We start from the raw sequence: 19,824 nt of genomic DNA, 5'->3' as shown, positions 1-19,824 counted from the left end.
CTTTAAAACATTGGTTAAAAATTTTGTATGGGTCGTTTCCGCTGTCGGGGTTCTCCGGGTCGTGATTTTCATTTTCTATAGACTGTCATTGCTTAATATCCTTCATTCCCTTAGCCAGATCACAGAAAACCTTTCTGCTGTTACATCTCACCAGTTTGGGGATGCTCCGTCGCGCCAGCTCCTTCATCAGTCCAAATTCACCATACTTACTACTCATCGCATATATTTTGAACACCATCACAGCTCCCAGGGCAAGGACAATAAACATGGTCACATAGGTATTGATACCAATCAGGTAAAGGATCGCAAAAAGGAGCAGAAGCACCATCACGCCGCCACCCAGATACCATATGTATTGTGCCTTCAGGCCACGAAATTCAATGGATTTATTGATTCCCTTATTAATGACGTATACGCTGTTTTCCATGCTTAATAGATTTTTATTTGGTTTTATCTATCCTTCTTATTTGGTTCTCCTGCTTTCGAATTAGCGTTTATGGGATCTGCGTTTACCCGGTTCACGTAAGTACAATCTTGTCAAGATACTCAACGTTGTATCCCAAAGCCCTTAGTTTTGTGAACGGGAGATCAGGTAGTCCTGCATTTCAGCAATGACCATGTGCCGCATAAAATGATCGTCCAGATTTTCCTCAGAAAACTCAAAAGCGTCAAAAGCATTGCTACAGGCTACAATCATATTGGTCAGCTCAGACCTGAGTACGCCCACCTGTTCAAACTGTTGGTATTCCTGGGGGAATTCTTCCGCCATCACCTGTTTTAGATAATTGAACTTTGAGGGGCCAAATGAGGAGGTGAGTTCTGCAATGGAAAGATCAATAATCTCCTGCAGCTGATCGCCCTGCTGGATAAGCTCATCGATCAGTGGTTCCACAAAGTTCATCCGGTCATCCAGATACTGGGTGAGTGTTCCTCTTTCAGAAAAAAGGAGGATGATCTCCGGATAATTTTCCTGTAAAAAACCAAGTAGGCTTGCTCTGATTTCCGCTTTCATTTTACACCAAAAAAACTACGTAAAATTGCTGCCACTACCACCAGAAATATACAGGCACCGAACCACGCTGCCGCAACCTTGCTGGTATCCTGATCCCCTCCCGACCATTTCTGGTAAACCTTTACCGCACCTATTAATCCAATGACGGCGCCAACGGCGTACATCAGTTTCTCACCAGCCCCAAAGTACCCACCGATCTCCGAAGTTGCTTTGTCTATCCCGGCCTTTCCACTCTGCGCCTGCGCCGCCGCATGCTGTAAAATCAACACGGATATTACGGCCGCAGTCATTAACTGTTGTCGGGAAATTCCCTTAATTCTCACTCTGCACATATTGTTTCTCACATTTAAGGTTAATCCATCTGTTGTTTATCCTGCCACACTACAGGGTAGTCTTCGGATAAATAAAGCTGCCACGCACCGATCATCTCACTCATGCTCACGTACCTACGTGCTGTCACGCTCTCACGCTCTCCACTCAAACCAACACCCAGCCTATCTTCTTGTTGTTTTCTAATCACTGTTCGCTATTCCATGCGTTCTGTTCTGGTATTGGGTCCAGTCTTATTTTTTTGATCTTTCCCGTTCTTCCTGCCCTGTGGGGCAGGAAGGGGAAAGCTGACCGGCTGATCTGCACTCACATTCTCACACAATTGTTCACCATTTGCTTTCTCAGCAGGGAGGAGATCGCGGGTCAAATTTTTGGGGTTTAATTTTCTTCTGCTTCGCCGTTGTTCCCCCGCCTGGGATGGAGCGGGGGACATTGGCAAATGGTTCATTAGCCCAGCGCCATCTTCCACAAGCCATCTACCTCACTACGGCTGGCACTAATGAAACCATGTATCTTCATTTCCGATAGGATCAGTTCCGTAATTCCTGCCCGGAGTATTTCATCTTTTAGCGTTGGATATTCTACCAACAGGTCCCTCACAGAACTCATCACTTCCGGTTCTGCCAACTGTCGATCGCGCGACTCGGAGATCAGCTCCTTGATCCGAAGGATCAGTTCTTCAGCCAGCAGATAATTGTCATCCGCTATCGGCTCCAGGTTAACCGGCTCATGGTAGCGCTCAAAGGGATCGATTACCGCTACATCATTTTCCAGTTCATCTGCTCCCTGTTCAGGGGCTTTCCCTTTGATAAAATCATTGAGTTCTTTCCGGTAATACCGCAGAATGATATAACCGTAGTAGATTACCAGCAGGACAGCTAAGCTGAGCAGGATGTCTTTAAAGGAGTAGGGCAGAAGGGTCATAATCTTTAGGTTTTAATGTTAGGTCGTTTTTCGTTGTTTGTTGTTCTGAATTACGATACAAAAGAAGCGAGAATTGGAAGGCCCATAAAGATGTAAGAAAAATTACCACCTGATCACCACCCTTATAACTATTTGATTTTCAGTTAGAAAAAATTCAAAAAATATTTTTCCGGCCTGCAGATTACCACCTCAGAGTTGGGGTGGTCTTTAGCTAAGGAGAGGGGAAATGGGTTGATATGGTCTCGGGATTGGCTGATCAGCGTTACACAATAGCCATGAAATGCACAGGTCGTAAATCATCTGGTACCGTCTAGGTACCTTCAATAAAGATTTGATGGGCCAACGGCCCATCAAATCTTTCAAGCTCGTGTCGTCGTATGCTTGTTTTGGGTAACTTCATTTTCTAAAAACTGAACATTATGATACCCATAGGACCTTCATTTGACTATAAGGAACATAGATATGCCGTGATATACATCATCGATAAGAAAGAGGGACTTATAAGAGTAGCGATAAGCGAAAGGAACAGTTGCGCCGGCGGGCAGTATGTGTTTAAGGTTGTAGATGGACAAATAGGTCGTACGCTGGATTTCATAATGGACAGTGACCAGCAGAAGACTGATCAACTTAATTTCTTTCTGCGGGAGCATATAGCACCTAAGGAATATGCAGATTAAAGGGTTACGGCCATTAATAGCTTTAAAAACAGGAGGTTACGGATCATTTTATACCGGAGTGTTTCAGCTGGCGGGGTGGAAACTTATGAAGAGGGGAGAAAAATACCATTTGTGTTTACAATTCAAAAGACAAACAAACTCATTTATTCCCGGAAATACGCCTCCGATATCAGCACAGATGAGATCGGGTTTTTAAGCTAAGATTGACATCGAAATATCCGATGTCAATCTCGCTGTTAGTAATTTTCAATTTTCTTAATGAGTTGCTGCAGGGCTTCTATAGCAATTCTTTTATCTCTTTCTTCACCGGCATAAACCTTTCCCAGCATGCTTTTCCAGCTCAGTTCCTCCTTATGGTTGGTTGAAATATAGGGGATAATGGCCTTAAATATGGCTTCTATCGATTTGGATACAAAGAGTTTCAGCTCCTTTGCGGCGCGAAGGATTAATCCGATCTGATCTGCCGATAAGGCCACCAACACTTTGAAGGGAATGACTTTCTCTTTTAGTTTGAAGCTTGATTCAATCAAAGGGCTAAATCCCTCTTTTTTCTTTTCCAGGTAACCGATTTCATTGGTGATCCAACCGGTAAAATACGATTTCATGCTCGGATACCGTTTATCATAAATCGTTTTGGGCTTGACAGGAAGGTGCAGCAGGCGTTTAAATTGAAAATGCAGGAACTCCAGTTTAGCTTCCTGGCTTTCCTCATTTTCAAATAGCGCTTCCAGGCCACTGGTGAAATACGCAATGGACTCGCTCGTGTTGAAGTTCCAGTAGAATAGCAGCTCATGTAAGGTGGGGCAATCAGGCAATACCCGCGGCTCCTTTGGGTTGAGGAAGTTTCTGATCATTTCTTTGTGGTATTGAGTTTCTTTCACAGTAATCATGTCCTGTTGATCAATACGATTTACAAACTGGCGTAGTGCATCCATCACAATACCAATGATTTTGTCGCTGTTATTTCCGGCTTTCAGTGCATTGGGGAGCAGGAGGAACTGTTCTTCCATCTCCGTCTTTATGGCCATCAGTTCTGGAATGGGCACCCTTTCTTCGGGGCTTAGAAATTGTGGGTAGCTCACTTCAATAAATTGTTGAATTTCCTCCAGGCAGATAAACAGGTACTCAAGAATTTCACGGGAACTCATGTCCAGGTCTTTCTGCTGATGCACTGCATTATAGGTTTGATTGATCAGTAAGATGAGCGCGTTGTAATATTTTTGCACCATAACTCTGGTATGGTCTTCCTGTTTAATGTTGAACAGCTCTGCCTTTAAACGGTTGTAAATTTTTACCTTCTCATTGGAAATGTTTTGGATCACAGAGGCAGTCTGATCCTGATTCCTGGCGGGTTGATTTTCACTGGTGACTTCCAGTAGTAACGATTCTAGCGATTGTAGCACATAATTTTTTTTCATCTTGTAGTTTGAGGGTTAGGATATGGTTAATTGGACAATTCAGAATAATACGTGGTCATACAACAGGCTTCCTTACCCGGAAAAACTACCAGGTCTGATTTCGTGACTAATGGATATGGTATCTGTTCGGGCTAATGGTTAACAGCCTGTATTTCTTAATTGCAGCATCACAGTAGCGTTAATAAAATTATAAGTAGTACTTTAAAAATAATTACACCACAATTAAAGGTCTTTTTTGTTTTACTTATTTTGTTTTATGTTTTAGATATGATATTTTGAATGAATAGGTTTAATACACATGATGCATTTCTGCTGGCCTTTCCATAAAAGGCAAATGATTACCTTCTCATGCGGATGAGCAAGAGCTTGGGTTTGAGCGGATCGGGCGTGAAGTTCAATATGGCGTAAAGTACAGTAAGCCTGTTACTTCAATGACTACGCTTCAAATCTAGGGGAATTTGAGGTTTTAGTAGATTGACATTTGTCAATTTTATAGTTTGGAGGCTTTTATTCTTGAAAGGGTTTCCGTAGTCACCCCTAAATAGGAAGCGATGTATTTTTTTGGAACCCGGTTGATGATTTCAGGATATTGGTTCATAAAATCTGCGTACTTCTCCGTAGCGCTTTGTTTGCGTAAAGCGATTGTTTTTTCCTCGCTTCGGCAATAGTACTCTTCTGTCAGTACTCTTCCAACTACATTGAATATTGGGAATTTTCTATACAGTTCCATCAGGTCATCATAATGAATATACAAGAGTTCACTATCTTCCAATGTCTCAATTGTCTCAAAGCTGGGTTGCCGGCGATAGAAAGACAGTAGCGATATGGCCAGGTCATTTTCCAACAGAAACCAATTGGTGATATCCTGATCTTCTTTATCGTAAAATGACCTTAGCAGGCCTTTCTGGACGAAATACAAATAGTTGCATACCTCTCCTTCTTTGAGCAGGATCTGCTTACGGTCAATTTTTGCAAATGTCAATTTGCTGGTAACATCGCGCTTTAATGCGTTTGAAAGAGGTATGATCTTCGAGATCATATCGAGTACCGGGTTGTTCATAATAATGGTTTTAAGTGATACGGCTGGAATATAATCGGTAGCGCTTAGCTATACAATAGGCAATTTAAAACTGAAATGATCTCGCGTAGCCTTTGAGCAAATTTTTAACACCATTGATGCTTACCGTTTGCTCATAACGGCAACACTACCACAACAGGATTAGGTTTTCTAAAACAGCTTTCGTTTTAAATGGCTCGGGTTTAATTGATAAGTGGTTTCTAACCAATTCACAAAAATAGCGATTTAAGATAATTGAGCCATGCTTAATTTTGTGCATAGACAACAATAGCAGCCAGAGGCTTTGCTTATTGGCTCGGGTATTAATCATGCACTCCTAACCATTTGAGGTAGCTTTATTTCGGGCCGGGGAAATTCCCGGTACAATAATTTGTTGGAAGTTTTATTTTGCAATGTTACGTCAACTTGAATCTGACATCAGGCTTCTGGATGCTTTATTGTATTCATCAAATGATTCCTATACGATGAACTTTTCTAATCAGCAGGCGGCTGCTATACAATATGCCAAAAAGTTAATTGAATGCTCTCCTTTTAGGCGTTACAGGATCAAAGAACTGTCCAGGCTCACTGGCATCAGTAATACGGTACTAACTAGTGGATTTCTTCACTTTTACCAGATCACCATAGGTAAATATCATTTATATACATCTATGGAGTATGCCAAAGCCCTGTTGGAAGGCGGAATGCCGATGAAAGAAGTCTTCATGCTTTTTGATTATCAATCACTGGCAAACTTCAACCGGGCCTTTAAAAAAGTTTTTGGGAACTTACCGAGTGCTTACCGGCTGAGAAAATAGTGCGGTAAAAAATGTTGTTTTGGACTACTTTTTTTCTTTGTGACCTGGCGGTACTGTTGTAATTTGTTATCTGAAATAGTCAAGACAAATCACTTTGTTAACCTGATAGACAAACACTTTAACATTGGGTGTTGACCTTCCAATTGTTGCGGGTTTACCGGGCCCGCCAAAATGGACAATTGATACCGGTATTGGTCTGGCTTTATTTTCATAAGGATAGACAGTGGCAATTTTAAAGGTAGTTATCACCAATGCCTGAATACTTTCATTATGCTTGTGGGCCAATGAAAATCGTTTATTCGTTTAGTGATAATACCTTTAAATTGTCATTGATACAAATACGGATTCCATTGATTGGTTGAGAAACCTGTTCCTGATATCATGTTATTGAAGAAGATAATTCCAGCCTATACCTTACATCCCAACCATAACAGAATTTCAACTGCAAATAGAATGCGCTGTCTTTTCCGACCTTATGAGGGTTTAAGCCCTCAAAATGAAATTTTTGCCGACTTTCATTCTCATAATCTTATGCCCTATTCTGGCCTGGTCACAGGAGAATACCCGTGGCCAGATGAGTGGGCGCATTCTGGATGCCGATACACGAAAACCGATAGAAGGGGCCTCTGTTTCTTTAATCCAGGCGAATGATTCTTCCCGAACTCCCTACGCCACTATCACCAATGAATACGGGAGGTATTTGCTGACTGGATTGAAAACGGAAACCTATAGGATCTACATCAGCTTTTTGGGCTACCAGCAGCAGCTATGGACCACGCCAATCAGTGTTACCGCCAACCTTGTTCAACAGCCGGATATCTATCTGAAAAGGAAATATCTGGAGCTTTCCCAGGTGGAGATCATTGAGTCCAGGCCTCCTGTTTCCCTGAAGAAAGATACCACTGAATTTAGCGCCAGCTACTATAAGACCAAAGAGGTATCGCCAGTAGGGGACTTACTGCGTAAACTTCCCGGCCTGGAGATAGCAGCTGATGGCAGCATTACTTATAACGGCAGCCCTGTTAAACAGATTCTGGTAGACGGCCGGCCTTATTTTGGGAATGACCTGAAAATGGCAAGCCGCAATATACTGGCAGGAATGATCGAAAAAGTACAGCTCATAGACCGCAAACCTTCCGCTGAAGAAATGGGAACCACAGGTAATCCGACGCCGGAAAAAGCAATTAATCTTACTCTGAAAAAAGACCGCTATGATGGCCTGAACGGGTTGGTATCGGCGGGCTATGGAACAGATGGCAGGTATGCTTCCAGGGCGACGATCAACCGGTTTAATGCACAGCAGCAGATTTCTCTGGTTGCCGGCGCAAACAATGTAAATTCCTTTGATGAAGATATGGGGATAGCAGCCGGTAATGACAATACAAAAGTCTGGAATGCCGGCCTGAACTACAATCAGGAGCTTAGTCCCCGAATAAGTTTATCTTCCAGCTATAGAATTAACGGGGAGAACACGACTGTGGTTACCAGTTCGCTCCGTCAGAACTTTTTAAAGGATTCCAGCTTTGACAACAGGCAGACTTCTACAGCTACGAGTACCGCTACAGTGCACAATGGGGAGATTGGCCTGAAGCTGCAGCTGGACTCCAGCTCTAGCCTGGTCCTGTTGAACCGACTCTCCTTTACCTTAAAATCAAACCTGCTGGAAAATGATTTTTCTACCAGCAATAAATCAGGTTTGATCAACACTGGTCATACGGATAATCAAAGTAATGGCAACACGCTTTTCTATCTCACTAACTGGACCTACACAAAAAAGTTTTCTCAACCTGGTCGTATCCTGATTGCCGGGTTCAACTACAGCCACGGCAGCACCCCTCAGAAAACTTTTAACCGGTCGGAAACCCTGTTTAATCTTCCCGCAGGGGAGCAGCTTTCGGATAGCCTCAACCAGATGGCCGACCAACATGGTATCAATTCCATTTTTCAGCTGACGTTAAACTATGCCCAGCCGGTATTTAAAGACCGTTTCGTAGATATGGCCTATATCTACACCCGGTTTGGTAACAGGACCGATAGATCGGTCTATGGCGCTAGTTTCCCCAAAGGTCCTTATGATGTGAGGATAGATTCCCTGAGCGCCGATTTTAGAAGCCTCACTGTTGCGCAGTACGGAGGTCTGAGTTTTCGGACACAAAAGCAAAAGTTTGATTATTCTGTCGGTGTTGGGATGATCCGGAACACACTCAACAGCCGGATCATTTCTACAGGCAGTGCCTTACAAAAGAATCTGCTGAATGTCTTTCCAACAGCCTCGCTGAATATGGACATCAGCAGGAACTGGAAACTTCATTTTGATTACAACAGGAATATTCAGCCACCAGGCGCCTCCCAGTTGCAGCCGGTACCTGACAATAGCAACCCCTTATTGCTGCAATCAGGCAATCCGGATTTAAAACCCGCGACGCAGGATTATTTTAACCTGGGTATCCGTTCTTTTAATCCGATGTCTTTACTCAGCCTGAACTTCAATGCCAGCACCGGATTGTTGCATAACCAGATAGTTACGGAACTACAGACAGATTCCATGGGACGGCAGATCTCCCGTCCCGTAAATGTTAACGGTGCATATTTTATCAGTTTATACGCTGGAGCAGGGATCCCCCTAAAGAAGCTGAAAACGTCGGTCAACACCAGTACTTCATTGAGTTTGAATAGGGATCTGTCAATCAATAATGGCCTGTTAAGCACCGCCGATAAAATGGTGCTTCGTCAAAGCCTGAGTTTTAATTATTCCCATAGGGAGCTGTTTGAATTGATGGCCTACCTGAGCCTGACCTATAATACCGCCAGCTACGCGCTTCAGCACAACAACTATAAATATTACGATTATGCTTTTTCCTTTAATGGTAACATCAACCTGCTTTTAGGCTTTACCCTCGGTGCAAACCTGAACTATACTTTGCTGGCTGGACGCGCCGAAGGGTACAATACGGACATGCTGATCATCAATGCAATGATTGCAAAATCTTTGCTGTCAGGTCAGCGGGGGCAGCTGAAATTGCAGGTCTTTGATCTGTTGGACAGAAACCTCAGCCGGCAAAGAAATGTAGGGGAAAATTTCATTGAGGATAGCCAAACAAGTCCGCTCAGGCGCTTCGGCATGCTCAGTTTTACCTACTACCTTAAGAAGAGATAACAGCAGGGGGAAGGGGCAGCTTGGTTAAGATCCCGCGGTTTCAATCTGTTCCAGCCTTTGTTTCAACCGCTGTACAATTCCGGATTTGGCCTCCGATGAGAGGGTCATTTCGGTTTTCGTAATAAAATCATCCCATTTATACCAGAGCGGTGAGTTCCTGCGGGAACCGATGGCAACCTCGGTGCCATCAGTGAAAAGAAAAGTCGGGCAGCTTTTATCGTCCAGCACCTTAAAGGGGCCGTTCCATTGCCGGAGAAGTTTGGATAGAGGACAGTCCTTAAGATATTGTCGAACCAGAGGTCTTTTCTTTTTCCTGGCATACAATTGTTTGATCAGGTAGATTTCTATTAATGAGGGTGCGACACCCAATCTGCTCGCTTCTTCACCGCAGATCAGTTTAAGATGGTCAATGGTTTGCTGAAGGGTCATACACTATTTTTTTGTCAGCTTGCATTTTATTCCGGATTCCTGCACTCATGCCGCATAACAGGGTTCAAATACACCCGATATCCGGTTGTATAGCACCCTGGTGATGTGCTCTCGCACACCTGGTACAATGGCATGGACACATGCGTAGATCAAAGCGTCCCACCGGCATATCCTGGGATGCAGGTCGCAATAGTCCGCCCCGATGACCCTGCCATCCTTAAACCGCAGGGTAGGCTGATCCTTATCCAGTAAGACCGTAAAGGGGCCGTATGCATTTTCAAGTAGCCTGAACAATGCTCCGCTTTGAAGATATTCAGGGATCAGATATCTTCTGCCGGATTTAAACAATTGTTTTACGATGATCACATCTATCAGAGCTGGCGCTACTTCAAAATTAGCAGCTTCCTCAATACAAATTTCCTTTAGGCTTGCAAGTAATTGCGTGTCCATACATAATTGATTAGGATGAATGAATGAACGGCTACCGATGGAACACCATTAAAGGTGGATGTTAGTTGAAATGTACGTTGTGCGATGAATCAAAGGCATATTTGATCGTTGTAACCGCGGTTAAATTGTCTAAGAATATGGATACTTCACCGGTTTTATCTAATGCCCCGGTGAATCTCTGGTTTAACAGGTCTGGATTATCAATGTAAATGTTAAGGTTGTACCATCTTTCCAGAATCTCTTTAATCTCTTTCAGATCTGAATTGTGGAAATAATAAATCCCTTTTCTCCAGCTCAGCGCTTGGTTATCCTTGTTTTGTTCCACGCTGATCTTTTCTTTCTGCCCTGCAATAGCTGTAGTACCTGGTTTCAATGTCACCTGACTCTTAGGAGTGACCACCTTTACAGAACCCTGGACCAAGGTGACCATCATGGTTCCCGGATCATAGGAATTCAGGTTGAATTCAGTTCCCAATACCCGGACCTCACCGGAACTGGTACGCACGGTAAAGGGCCTTGAAGGATCTTTGGCCACGGTTAAATAGGCTTCCCCCTGGATACTGATCTCCCTTTTCCTGCCACCAAAGACCATTGGAAAGTTAATTTCGGTAGAGGAGTTGATCATAATTTTACTGCCATCGGACAACAACATGGATAAACTCCTGCCTGCCGGAACTTTTAGCGTACTGTTTCCTTCACTGGCTAAATTTACATCGAAGGAAAGCAGCTTTTCTTGACTATTATAGTGAATCCCCTCCTGACCACCACCATTAAGCTTGCTGAGGTCGATCTCACGACCATCAGCAAGCTTTAAAACAAACGCTTCTTGCTGTACTGGTTTGTTAATGGATGGCTGGACTTTTTTGGGAATCAGTAAACCTGCCGGGTCTTTTATAATGAACAAGGCGATTAGAATCGCAGCGGCATATAAGGGTATATACTTTTTGCTAACCAACACGGATAAAGGCCGGCTTACGGTCGGTTTGGCATGCAGCTCCGCCGCAGTAATAGGCTTCCATACGCGGTGATCATCTAAACGTGAAAATTGATCCTGGATATCTTCTTCTTTAAAATCCTTACAGAACGCTTGCCAGCGCTGATGAATGGCTTCATCCTGCTCGATTAACGCATTGATGTAAATGAGATCTTTATCGCTAATCGAACCGGCAAGTTTCTGCGAAAAATAGATTTCAATATCCTCATGATCTTTACGGTTCAAACCTCCCATATCAGTAAAACACTTATTTTCAGAAAATCTTTAGTCTTCGCTATGTTTTTCGTAGCTTTTTCCGTAATATTTTAATGGCAGCATTGATGTGCACATATACGGTATTGATATTCATGGATTTGGAGTCGGCAATTTCCCTGTAAGACATTTCCTGGATGAAACGCATTTCAAAAATATTCCGGGTAGCAGGGGAGGGAATATAAGAGAGGGCTTCGTGCAAAATAGAGGTATCAGAATTGTTTTTCAGCTCATAGTTCGGGTGCTCGGCTTGCTCTTCAGAATTGATCAGCGCATTGAGCTTCTTATTGTTCTGGTCCCGCAGGTAATTTAGGGACCGCGATTTGACATAACTGAATAAGTAGGAACTGATGTTTTTATCCCTGATCGCGCCCGACCGCTTTTGCCATAGGTATATAAATGCATCATGAGCAAGCTCATAACAAACCTGCTCATCCTTCACAATTCTAAAAGCGTAGATGAATAATGCCTTTCGGTACCTTTCATAAAGTAGGTTAAAGGCAGATAAGTCATCTCCCTTTAGTTGATCCAGTAATTGCGCATTCTCATGGTTATCCTCCAGCATGTGCTATAAATGACAATCTAACAGTAAGCGGTTGCTTTCCGGTTTGGATTTCTTCTGAGGGAAGCGAAGCGTTGGTTTGTTCACCAACGGTGATACTCATGCAAAAACAATTTCTACGTTCAATATTCAGACCTTCAGATCCCCATCAGATGGCCTGAATGTAATTGAGATTTCCAAATTAGCTGATCAGTAAGCGTAAACGAGTCAAGGTTACTTCAATTGAAAACAGTCTGTCGAAATTATTTACGACATAAAACTACTTCTAGTTTTCATTTTTTAATAATTATTTTAAAAATATTTTTTTTCGCAGGACAACCACCTGCCGCCCTTTCCTGATGCAGAGCAGAATAAAACTAGGCGAAGAAAAAAACGCTTGGAATTAATCGTTTTCTGATTAACGAATCGTTAACAAGATGCTGTATCTCTCTGCCAGTAAGGAGTAGCGGGCTTTGTGATCAGTTTGTGGATAAATGAAACTCATTTTAACTAAAGGTTTATCTGTTACCGGTGTTATATCATAAAGTGATTTGTCCATTTTAGCTTATTTCCCCAAGGCAACAACAGTAAACGAACTTGACTAGAACCAATTCAAATTGAAAGCGGGTAGATTTTATCTAGCACCCAATGCACTTCCTTATGTCCAGATCTATACTTCGTATAGCCGTCAGCGCTATGTTTTGCTGCATGATCAGCCATACAGGTTTCGCTATTCAGGCGAGAACCATAACATCAGCCAAACTCGTCTCACTAAGTTTCACCAATGTGGAACTGGGCGAAATTCTGAAAAGCATCCAGAGCCAAACCGGGCTCGCCTTTTTTTACAGCAACAATTTGTTAAATGAACAGCAGAAGCGGACAATCAAAGTGAACAATGTGCCGGTGGATCAGGCGCTTTCCCTATTGCTGGATGCCAAAAGATTCAGCTGGCGAATCGATGAGAATACCAGGTCGATCCGGATCGCTGGCCGGGAATCAAAGGTAGCTGCCATTACTCCTTTAAGTGTAGATTCGACTATTAAAAATAGTTTGACGGGCAGGGTTACCGATGCCACCGGTCACCCATTGATCGGAGCCACCCTACGGATTAAAGGAACCAACCTCGGTGCCCAGGCAGATGCCTCTGGTAAGTTCGAGATCCGGGATGTGCCATCGGACGCCATCCTGCAGGTTTCCTTTACCGGTTACCAGCATCAGGATCTTTATTTGGGCGGAAGGCAAATTATAGATGTGGTTTTGACTGGTTCTGCAAATGATCTTTCTGAAGTAGAGGTGGTATCCACCGGTTACCAGAAATTACCCAAAGAACGGGCAACCGGTTCTTTTGCTTTTGTGAATAACCAATTGCTGAATCGTAGTGTAAGTACAGATGTACTTTCCAGGTTGGATGGTGTGACGAGTGGAGTGATCTTTAATAAGCAAGCAAATAGAGTCGGAGGAGATCCAAATAGTGGAGGAGATCCGAACATAAGCATCAGGGGAAGAAGTACACTTTTTGCAAATACCCAACCTTTGATCATACTGGATAATTTTCCCTATGAAGGAGATCCTGCTAATATCAATCCGAATGACATCGAATCAATTACGGTATTAAAAGATGCTGCCGCGGCAAGCATTTGGGGCGTCAGGGCAGCTAACGGGGTGATCGTCCTGACTTCAAAGAAGGGGCGGAGTAACCAGAAAGCAAAGATTTCCTTTAACACCAATGTCAATATGATTGACAAGCCGGATATTTTTACCGTGCCTCAGTTGACTTCAAAGGAATCCATTGAATTAGAAACATATTTTTTTAAAAAAGGCAAGTATAATGTTTTACTTAATTTTTTGCCCTATTTCGTTCAGACCCCGGTTGTTGACATCTTAGATAAAGAAAAAAAGGGGCTGATAAGCCATACTGAAGCTGAAGCGCAACTTAATCGACTAGGTAACAATGACTACCGATCTGACTATTCCAAATACTTTCTTCGCAAAGCGTTAGACCAACAGTATGCCCTTTCGATTAACGGTGGCGGGGAAAACAATCTGTATTATATATCGGGCGGCTTTGATAAAAAACTGGCGAGCCAGATTCCTAATGATTATAACAGGTTTACTTTAAACGCCCGTAATACTATTCTGTTTTTGGAAAAGCGTTTGGAATTCACTAGCGAACTCTTATTTGCAAAAAGTAAGACAGAAAGTAACCCTAACAGCTTTACCGCTACGAGTCCTTATGAAGAACTTGTAGACGAAAATGGGAAGGCATTGTCTGTAATACGCGATTGGCGACAGGCAAGTAAAGATGCTTTAGATAATAAGGGGTTGTTAGACTGGAATTACTTTCCCTATGATGAGCGGTTGAATAAGGGCAATAAAACTGATATGACCGACTACCGTATAAACGTTGGTCTGAATTACAAGATCTTAAAGGATATTTTCTCTTTGGGGGTAAATTATCAGTATCAACAAGGAAATATAGATCAATCAGTATATAATGATCAAAATACCTATGCTACAAGACTATTAATTAATCAATATAGCCAGATTGATCCATCTGGCAATATTACTTATGCAATTCCGTTGGGAGGAATTCTTACAAGTACTAATACAATCTATAAGAGTAATACAGGGCGAATACAATTGAATTACAATCAGATTTTTTCCGGCAAACATGAAATTACTGCATTGAGTGGATTTGAAATGAAAGACTACAATGCGTTTAGCATGACCAACCAGGTTTATGGCTATAAACCAGACAATGCTACAAGTATTCCTGTTGATTTTTTTAAAGATTTTACACCACAAATTGGTCGTGGAACTGTTAGAATACCAAATGTATATGGTCAGAATGGTTCATCAGACAGGTTTATTTCTTACTACGCCAACGCCTCCTATTCGTATAATTATAAGTATACCATCTCTGCCAGTGCACGCAGGGATGAATCAAATTTATTTGGTGTTGATGCGAATCAAAAAGGTGTTCCACTTTATTCATTTGGCTTGTCCTGGGATATCAGCAAAGAAACATTCTACAAGATCAATTTCTTGCCATATTTACGTCTGAGGGTAACGGATGGATACAGCGGCAATTTGAGCAAGAGTCTTTCTGCTTATACAACTGCCAAAACCCAGGATGTGAATAGATATAATTCACCACAGCAGTCTATCATCAATCCACCTAATCCACAGCTGAGTTGGGAAAAGGTTCATGTAACGAATATAGGAATCGATTTTGCTACAAAAGGGAACAGGTTGTCTGGGAGTATTGAACTTTATTCCAAGAAAGGTCTGAACCTGATTGGAAATAGTCCAATTGCGGCTCAGACTGGAGTTATCCAATTTACCGGCAATACTGCAGATATGATTACTAGGGGAGTAGATTTTACGCTAAACAGTATAAATACTAAAGGGAAGTTAGTGTGGACAACAAATTTTTTACTGAGTATCGTTAGGGATAAAGTTACCTCCTATAAACTTCAAACTGGGGTGAATGATTATTATGTCACCCAGAATTACGATAACCCCATTGTTGGTCGGCCATATTCTGCAATATTGACTTATCCCTGGGCCGGCCTGGATAGTATGGGAGATCCACAGGGTTACCTGGGTGGCAAAGTAACCAAAGATTACAATGGAGTGCTAAATTCTACCGATTTAGCGGACCTTAAGTTTATGGGTGCTGGTACGCCTACTGTATTTGGTAGTCTTAGGAACAATTTCGCGTTTAAGGGAGTAGATTTTTCATTCAATATCATTTACAAACTGGGGTATTACTTTAGAAGAGGTTCATTTTTGAACTCTGGATCAACATTCCGACAGGCAGACTATGAGAAACGCTGGCAAAAGGCAGGGGATGAGCATACAACAATTGTTCCTGCTTTAAAATATCCAATAGATAATCAAAGAGATTTGTTTTTCAGGGGCTCAGAAGCCCTGGTTGAAAAGGGGGATCATGTTAGGCTACAGGACTTGCAGGCTGGTTATAGTTTTAAAGTGCATTTGGGTAAATATGCTGCGACAAACTTAAGAATTTATGGTTATGTGAGCAATTTGGGCATTATCTGGCGGGCAAATAAATTAGATCTTGATCCTGATTTTACAGGCAACTGGTCCTACTTGGTTCCCAATCCTAGAAGTTACGCCATTGGTATAAATGTAAATCTCTAAATCTTAAATCCAGACGCTATGATAAAACAAATTCTCGGTTTTTCTGCCTTGTCTGTTATGGCATTTGCCGGTTGTACCAAAAGTGATTTCTTAGAAAAGAAGCCTAACACAAATATCGTTATTCCTTCCACACTTGATGACATGTCTCAATTGTTGGACAATCAAACAGTAATGACCTTCAACTCCCCAGCGTCTGGTATAATGTCTGGCGATGAATATTATTATCCCACACAGGAAAGCTTTGATGCGGTTTATACAAAAACTGAGAAGAATTGTTTTTTGTGGAGCAAGGATATTTATTCAGGTGAAAAAAACATAGCTGAGTGGAACGCCCCCTATCAGGCAATATTTTATGCTAATGTCGTTTTGGAAGGTTGGGATAAACTAAGTACAGAAGAGAAGGAAAGCGAAAAAGGAAAGTTTGTTAAAGCCTGGGCTTTATTCGACCGTAGCTTCAATTACTTTAATCTGGTTCAGACGTTTTCAAAACCATACGACCAAAGGACAGCCAATAGTGACTTGGGGGTTCCCCTAAAAATAAGCGCTGATATAAATGATATTCAGAAAAGGGCAACTGTTCAGGCAACTTATGATCTTATTCTTTCAGATTTGTATGCGTCGATCAATTTGTTCACGACAAAAATTTCCAGCAGAAATTTGAATAGACCTTCTAAGTCCGCTGGATATGCGCTGCTTGCGAGAGTGTATAACTATATGAGAATGTATGATAAAGCGTTGCAAACTGCTGATAGTTCGCTGATAAATTATAGTAATTTGATTGATTACAATGCTTTAGATCCTGACGCTTATGAGCCTTTTACAAACTATAATTCTGAATTGCTATTTTTAGCCATTACCAATTTGGATTATAGTATAGTTACTGTCAATACCGGTTATTCTGTAATTGACACCTCACTTCTAAAGCTATATGAAACCAACGACCTTCGTAAATCGATTTATTTTAATGTCGATAAGGAGAATTACTCTATGCGAAGTGGATATAATGGGACAGGCGGATTTCCGTTTACTGGTCTTGCAGTTGATGAAGTTTACTTAATAAAAGCAGAAAGTCAGGCAAGATCTGGAGATTTAAATGGAGCAAAGGAAACATTGAATACTCTACTCATAAACCGTTTTAAGACTGGAACCTATATTCCTATCGAATCCTCCACTCAAGCAGGCCTTTTGGGAATTATAATCAATGAACGTAGAAAAGAATTAGTATGGCGTGGACAACGATGGCCAGATATCAAACGGCTTAATCTGGAAGGTGCGAATATTTCTTTAAAGCGGGTGTTAGGTGGGATAACCTATACATTGCCTCCAAATGATCCCAGGTATGTCATGCCGATCCCTGATGATGAAATTGCGCTGAGTCATATCGATCAAAATGTGCGTTAAGAATAAACCATTATAACGAAGAGAATATTAAACAATATTGAATACCAATAAAATAAATATTATTTGCAGATTTGTAGAAGAGATATTCTATTCAGATGAAATATCGTGTGTTAACCGATGAGCAGTTGATCAGCAGATTGAGATCTGGTGACCAGTTGGCATTCGCCCAGATTCATGAGCGTTATTATCCTTTACTGTATAATTTTTCTTTAAAGAAGAATATAGATCCTGAGGAAATCAAAGATATGATTCAGGAGGTTTTTATAAAACTCTGGCAGAACCGAGAATCGATTCAACTCACCACCAGTTTGCGTAGTTACCTATTCAGATCGGTATGGAACAGGATGATGGACTTGTTCCGGCACACGAAGATTAAACAGGAACACATAGACTCACTGCAAACCGCGATGAATAGTCCCGGTTTTTCCGGTACCGATTACAGAATCCGGGAAAAAGATATGGAAAGAATAATCACCTTGGAAATCGAGGCACTGCCCCAGCGGATGAGAGAGGTGTTGACCCTTCGGAGAGATCAAAATCTATCTAACAAAGAAATCGGGATACAACTAGGGATAACAGAACAGACCGTGGAAACCCATGCAAAAAGAGCCTTAAGGGTATTGAGGCGCCGTTTGGTAATCAGGGTACTGCTACTGCTGGTCCACGTTTAATGACCGTGACAATCAGGTCTTGTGATGTTAGCGAAGGCCGATAACTCCGAAACAGATAGGATAGGTGTCATGTCACCCTGGTAACTCGGTTCGGAATTTTGATGAATTTTTATTTTCCCTTTCGTTACCCACACGGGAATTTACAAACGTCTTGTATATAATGATGAGGTAAAATAATACCAATGTCTTATACTATGCGATGATGAATGCAAAAGAATTACTTGAAAAATATCGGAACGATCTGTGTTCTGAGCAGGAGAAACGACGCATTGAAAAATGGTTTTTATTCCACAATGCGGCTGCCCCTTCGGGCTTGTCTGATGATGATTTATCAGACTTACAGCGTAAGGATTTTACCAAACTGGAAAGTAAGATTGTGCAAAAAAAGAAATCACCGTATTTAGCACCGGTGAAATGGAGCATAGCCGCCATTCTTTTTTTCTGTCTGGTATCAGGAGCGTTATACATTTCCCGTCATCCTGGTCATATTTCAGATTCCAGGGATGTTCTCCCAGGAACAAACATGGCATTCTTGACCTTATCCAATGGTCAGCGCATTAATCTCTCGCAGATAGCAAACGGAACAATTGCAGAACAGGCCAATATACAGATCAGCAAAACCGGGCAGGGGCAAGTGAGCTACCTGGAAATTGCCGGGAATGGTGTTCAGAAAAGCAATGCTACCAACACTATAGAAACACCCAAAGCAGGCCAGTATCAAATTAACCTACCTGACGGTACAAAAGTCTGGCTGAACGCCGATTCTAAACTTACCTATCCTGTAGCCTTAACCGAAAATGGGACACGTGAGGTGACTTTAAGTGGTGAAGCCTACTTCCAGGTGGCTAAAGCCTACACGTCATTGCGAGGAAGCAAGACGAAGCAATCTATACCATTCATAGTACACACCAGAAGTCAGGAAGTAAGAGTGTTGGGAACTCATTTTAACATCAATAGCTACAATGAAGAGCCCGAAACAATAACGACCCTGGAAGAAGGAAGCGTGGAGGTCGTAATGAAATCATCATTAGCTCAAAGCATAGAGTACCCGCCATTGCGAGGAAGCTCCCCTCAGTCATTGCGAGGAAGTATGACGAAGCAACCTAAAACAGTGATTCTGAAACCCGGAGAACAGGCGGCTACTGGGAGGGGCCAGGAAATACAAGTAAGCCCTGCAGACCTGCAAACAGCAATGGCTTGGAAAGAAGGGCGAATGTATTTTAAGCAGGCAGATATTAAAGCCATTATGAGGCAGGTGTCGCGCTGGTACGACGTTGATATTCTTTATGCCGGTGAAGTTCCGGAACGACAGATCACCGGTGGATTTGACAGGAACGCTAAACTTTCTGCAGTGGTGAAAACACTGGAGCAGAATGGGATTGTAATTAAAACCGACTATCGGCGGAACGGCACAATTGCATTGATCGTTCAGCCTTAAACATATAATGAATGGAATATTTGATTTAAACAACTTGCCTATCGAAAAAAACAAAATTAGATTAATACAAAGAATTCCGTAAAAAGCC

Annotated in this window: 17 protein-coding genes; 7 read left to right on the top strand and 10 right to left on the bottom strand. The window is 42.1% G+C overall.

Translation table 11 applies throughout. The features are described 5' to 3' along the window. Positions 1-85: 85 nt before the first annotated feature. The 4 genes from PV783_RS25015 to PV783_RS25000 all read right to left on the bottom strand — a co-directional run bounded on the left by PV783_RS25015 (position 86) and on the right by PV783_RS25000 (position 2,266). Complete coding sequence (locus tag PV783_RS25015) at positions 86-427, bottom strand: DUF4133 domain-containing protein (RefSeq protein WP_420990017.1); 342 nt, start codon at positions 425-427, stop codon at positions 86-88. A 141-nt stretch (positions 428-568) separates the two neighbouring features. Continuing rightward, positions 569-1,012 (bottom strand): hypothetical protein, encoded by a 444-nt coding sequence (locus PV783_RS25010; protein ID WP_420990016.1) that lies wholly within the window; start codon positions 1,010-1,012, stop codon positions 569-571. Further along, positions 1,009-1,302, bottom strand: a complete 294-nt coding sequence (locus tag PV783_RS25005; RefSeq protein ID WP_420990660.1) for a DUF4134 domain-containing protein — start codon at positions 1,300-1,302, stop codon at positions 1,009-1,011. The genes PV783_RS25010 and PV783_RS25005 overlap by 4 nt, the downstream gene beginning before the upstream one ends. Positions 1,303-1,789: 487 nt before the next feature. Next, on the bottom strand, positions 1,790-2,266 hold the full coding sequence (locus tag PV783_RS25000) for a hypothetical protein (RefSeq protein WP_420990015.1): 477 nt from the start codon (positions 2,264-2,266) through the stop codon (positions 1,790-1,792). Between the two features lie 419 nt (positions 2,267-2,685). On the opposite strand from PV783_RS25000, the gene PV783_RS24995 reads away from it, so the two are divergent. Beyond that, complete coding sequence (locus PV783_RS24995) at positions 2,686-2,943, top strand: hypothetical protein (protein ID WP_420990014.1); 258 nt, start codon at positions 2,686-2,688, stop codon at positions 2,941-2,943. Positions 2,944-3,179: 236 nt separating this feature from the next. Here PV783_RS24995 and PV783_RS24990 read toward each other — a convergent pair whose 3' ends face one another. Both PV783_RS24990 and PV783_RS24985 read right to left on the bottom strand, forming a co-directional pair. Next, complete coding sequence (locus PV783_RS24990; protein ID WP_420990013.1) at positions 3,180-4,346, bottom strand: hypothetical protein; 1,167 nt, start codon at positions 4,344-4,346, stop codon at positions 3,180-3,182. A 505-nt stretch (positions 4,347-4,851) separates the two neighbouring features. Continuing rightward, positions 4,852-5,421 carry a Crp/Fnr family transcriptional regulator gene (locus PV783_RS24985; RefSeq protein ID WP_420990012.1) on the bottom strand — a complete coding sequence of 190 codons (570 nt, stop codon included), beginning with the start codon at positions 5,419-5,421 and terminating at the stop codon, positions 4,852-4,854. A gap of 410 nt (positions 5,422-5,831) precedes the next feature. On the opposite strand from PV783_RS24985, the gene PV783_RS24980 reads away from it, so the two are divergent. After that, entirely contained in the window at positions 5,832-6,236 is a 405-nt protein-coding gene (locus tag PV783_RS24980; RefSeq protein WP_420990011.1) for a helix-turn-helix domain-containing protein, read from the top strand. 574 nt (positions 6,237-6,810) lie between these two features. Then, on the top strand, positions 6,811-9,393 hold the full coding sequence (locus PV783_RS24975; protein ID WP_420990010.1) for an outer membrane beta-barrel protein: 2,583 nt from the start codon (positions 6,811-6,813) through the stop codon (positions 9,391-9,393). 24 nt (positions 9,394-9,417) lie between these two features. Here the strand turns inward: PV783_RS24975 and PV783_RS24970 are convergent, their stop codons facing one another. The 4 genes from PV783_RS24970 to PV783_RS24955 all read right to left on the bottom strand — a co-directional run bounded on the left by PV783_RS24970 (position 9,418) and on the right by PV783_RS24955 (position 12,083). Continuing rightward, positions 9,418-9,822 carry a hypothetical protein gene (locus PV783_RS24970; protein WP_420990009.1) on the bottom strand — a complete coding sequence of 135 codons (405 nt, stop codon included), beginning with the start codon at positions 9,820-9,822 and terminating at the stop codon, positions 9,418-9,420. Between the two features lie 45 nt (positions 9,823-9,867). Next, a complete protein-coding gene (locus PV783_RS24965) occupies positions 9,868-10,272 on the bottom strand; it encodes a hypothetical protein (RefSeq protein WP_420990008.1) in 405 nt (134 codons plus the stop codon). A 61-nt stretch (positions 10,273-10,333) separates the two neighbouring features. Further along, positions 10,334-11,500: a FecR family protein gene (locus PV783_RS24960; protein ID WP_420990007.1), complete on the bottom strand. Its 1,167-nt coding sequence runs from the start codon at positions 11,498-11,500 to the stop codon at positions 10,334-10,336. A 40-nt stretch (positions 11,501-11,540) separates the two neighbouring features. Further along, positions 11,541-12,083 carry a sigma-70 family RNA polymerase sigma factor gene (locus PV783_RS24955; protein ID WP_420990006.1) on the bottom strand — a complete coding sequence of 181 codons (543 nt, stop codon included), beginning with the start codon at positions 12,081-12,083 and terminating at the stop codon, positions 11,541-11,543. 684 nt (positions 12,084-12,767) lie between these two features. Here PV783_RS24955 and PV783_RS24950 point away from each other — a divergent pair. The 4 genes from PV783_RS24950 (at position 12,768) to PV783_RS24935 (ending at position 19,736) form a co-directional block, all read left to right on the top strand. Next, entirely contained in the window at positions 12,768-16,226 is a 3,459-nt protein-coding gene (locus PV783_RS24950) for a SusC/RagA family TonB-linked outer membrane protein (protein WP_420990005.1), read from the top strand. Positions 16,227-16,244: 18 nt separating this feature from the next. Further along, complete coding sequence (locus PV783_RS24945) at positions 16,245-17,627, top strand: RagB/SusD family nutrient uptake outer membrane protein (protein ID WP_420990004.1); 1,383 nt, start codon at positions 16,245-16,247, stop codon at positions 17,625-17,627. A gap of 95 nt (positions 17,628-17,722) precedes the next feature. Further along, positions 17,723-18,298, top strand: a complete 576-nt coding sequence (locus PV783_RS24940; RefSeq protein WP_420990003.1) for an RNA polymerase sigma factor — start codon at positions 17,723-17,725, stop codon at positions 18,296-18,298. 202 nt (positions 18,299-18,500) lie between these two features. Further along, on the top strand, positions 18,501-19,736 hold the full coding sequence (locus PV783_RS24935) for a FecR family protein (RefSeq protein ID WP_420990002.1): 1,236 nt from the start codon (positions 18,501-18,503) through the stop codon (positions 19,734-19,736). The last annotated feature ends 88 nt before the right edge of the window (positions 19,737-19,824 follow it).

Source organism: Chitinophaga sp. CC14, assembly GCF_048957795.1.
Lineage (GTDB): Bacteria > Bacteroidota > Bacteroidia > Chitinophagales > Chitinophagaceae > Chitinophaga > Chitinophaga ginsengisegetis.
This window is presented reverse-complemented; position numbering and strand designations above follow the sequence as displayed.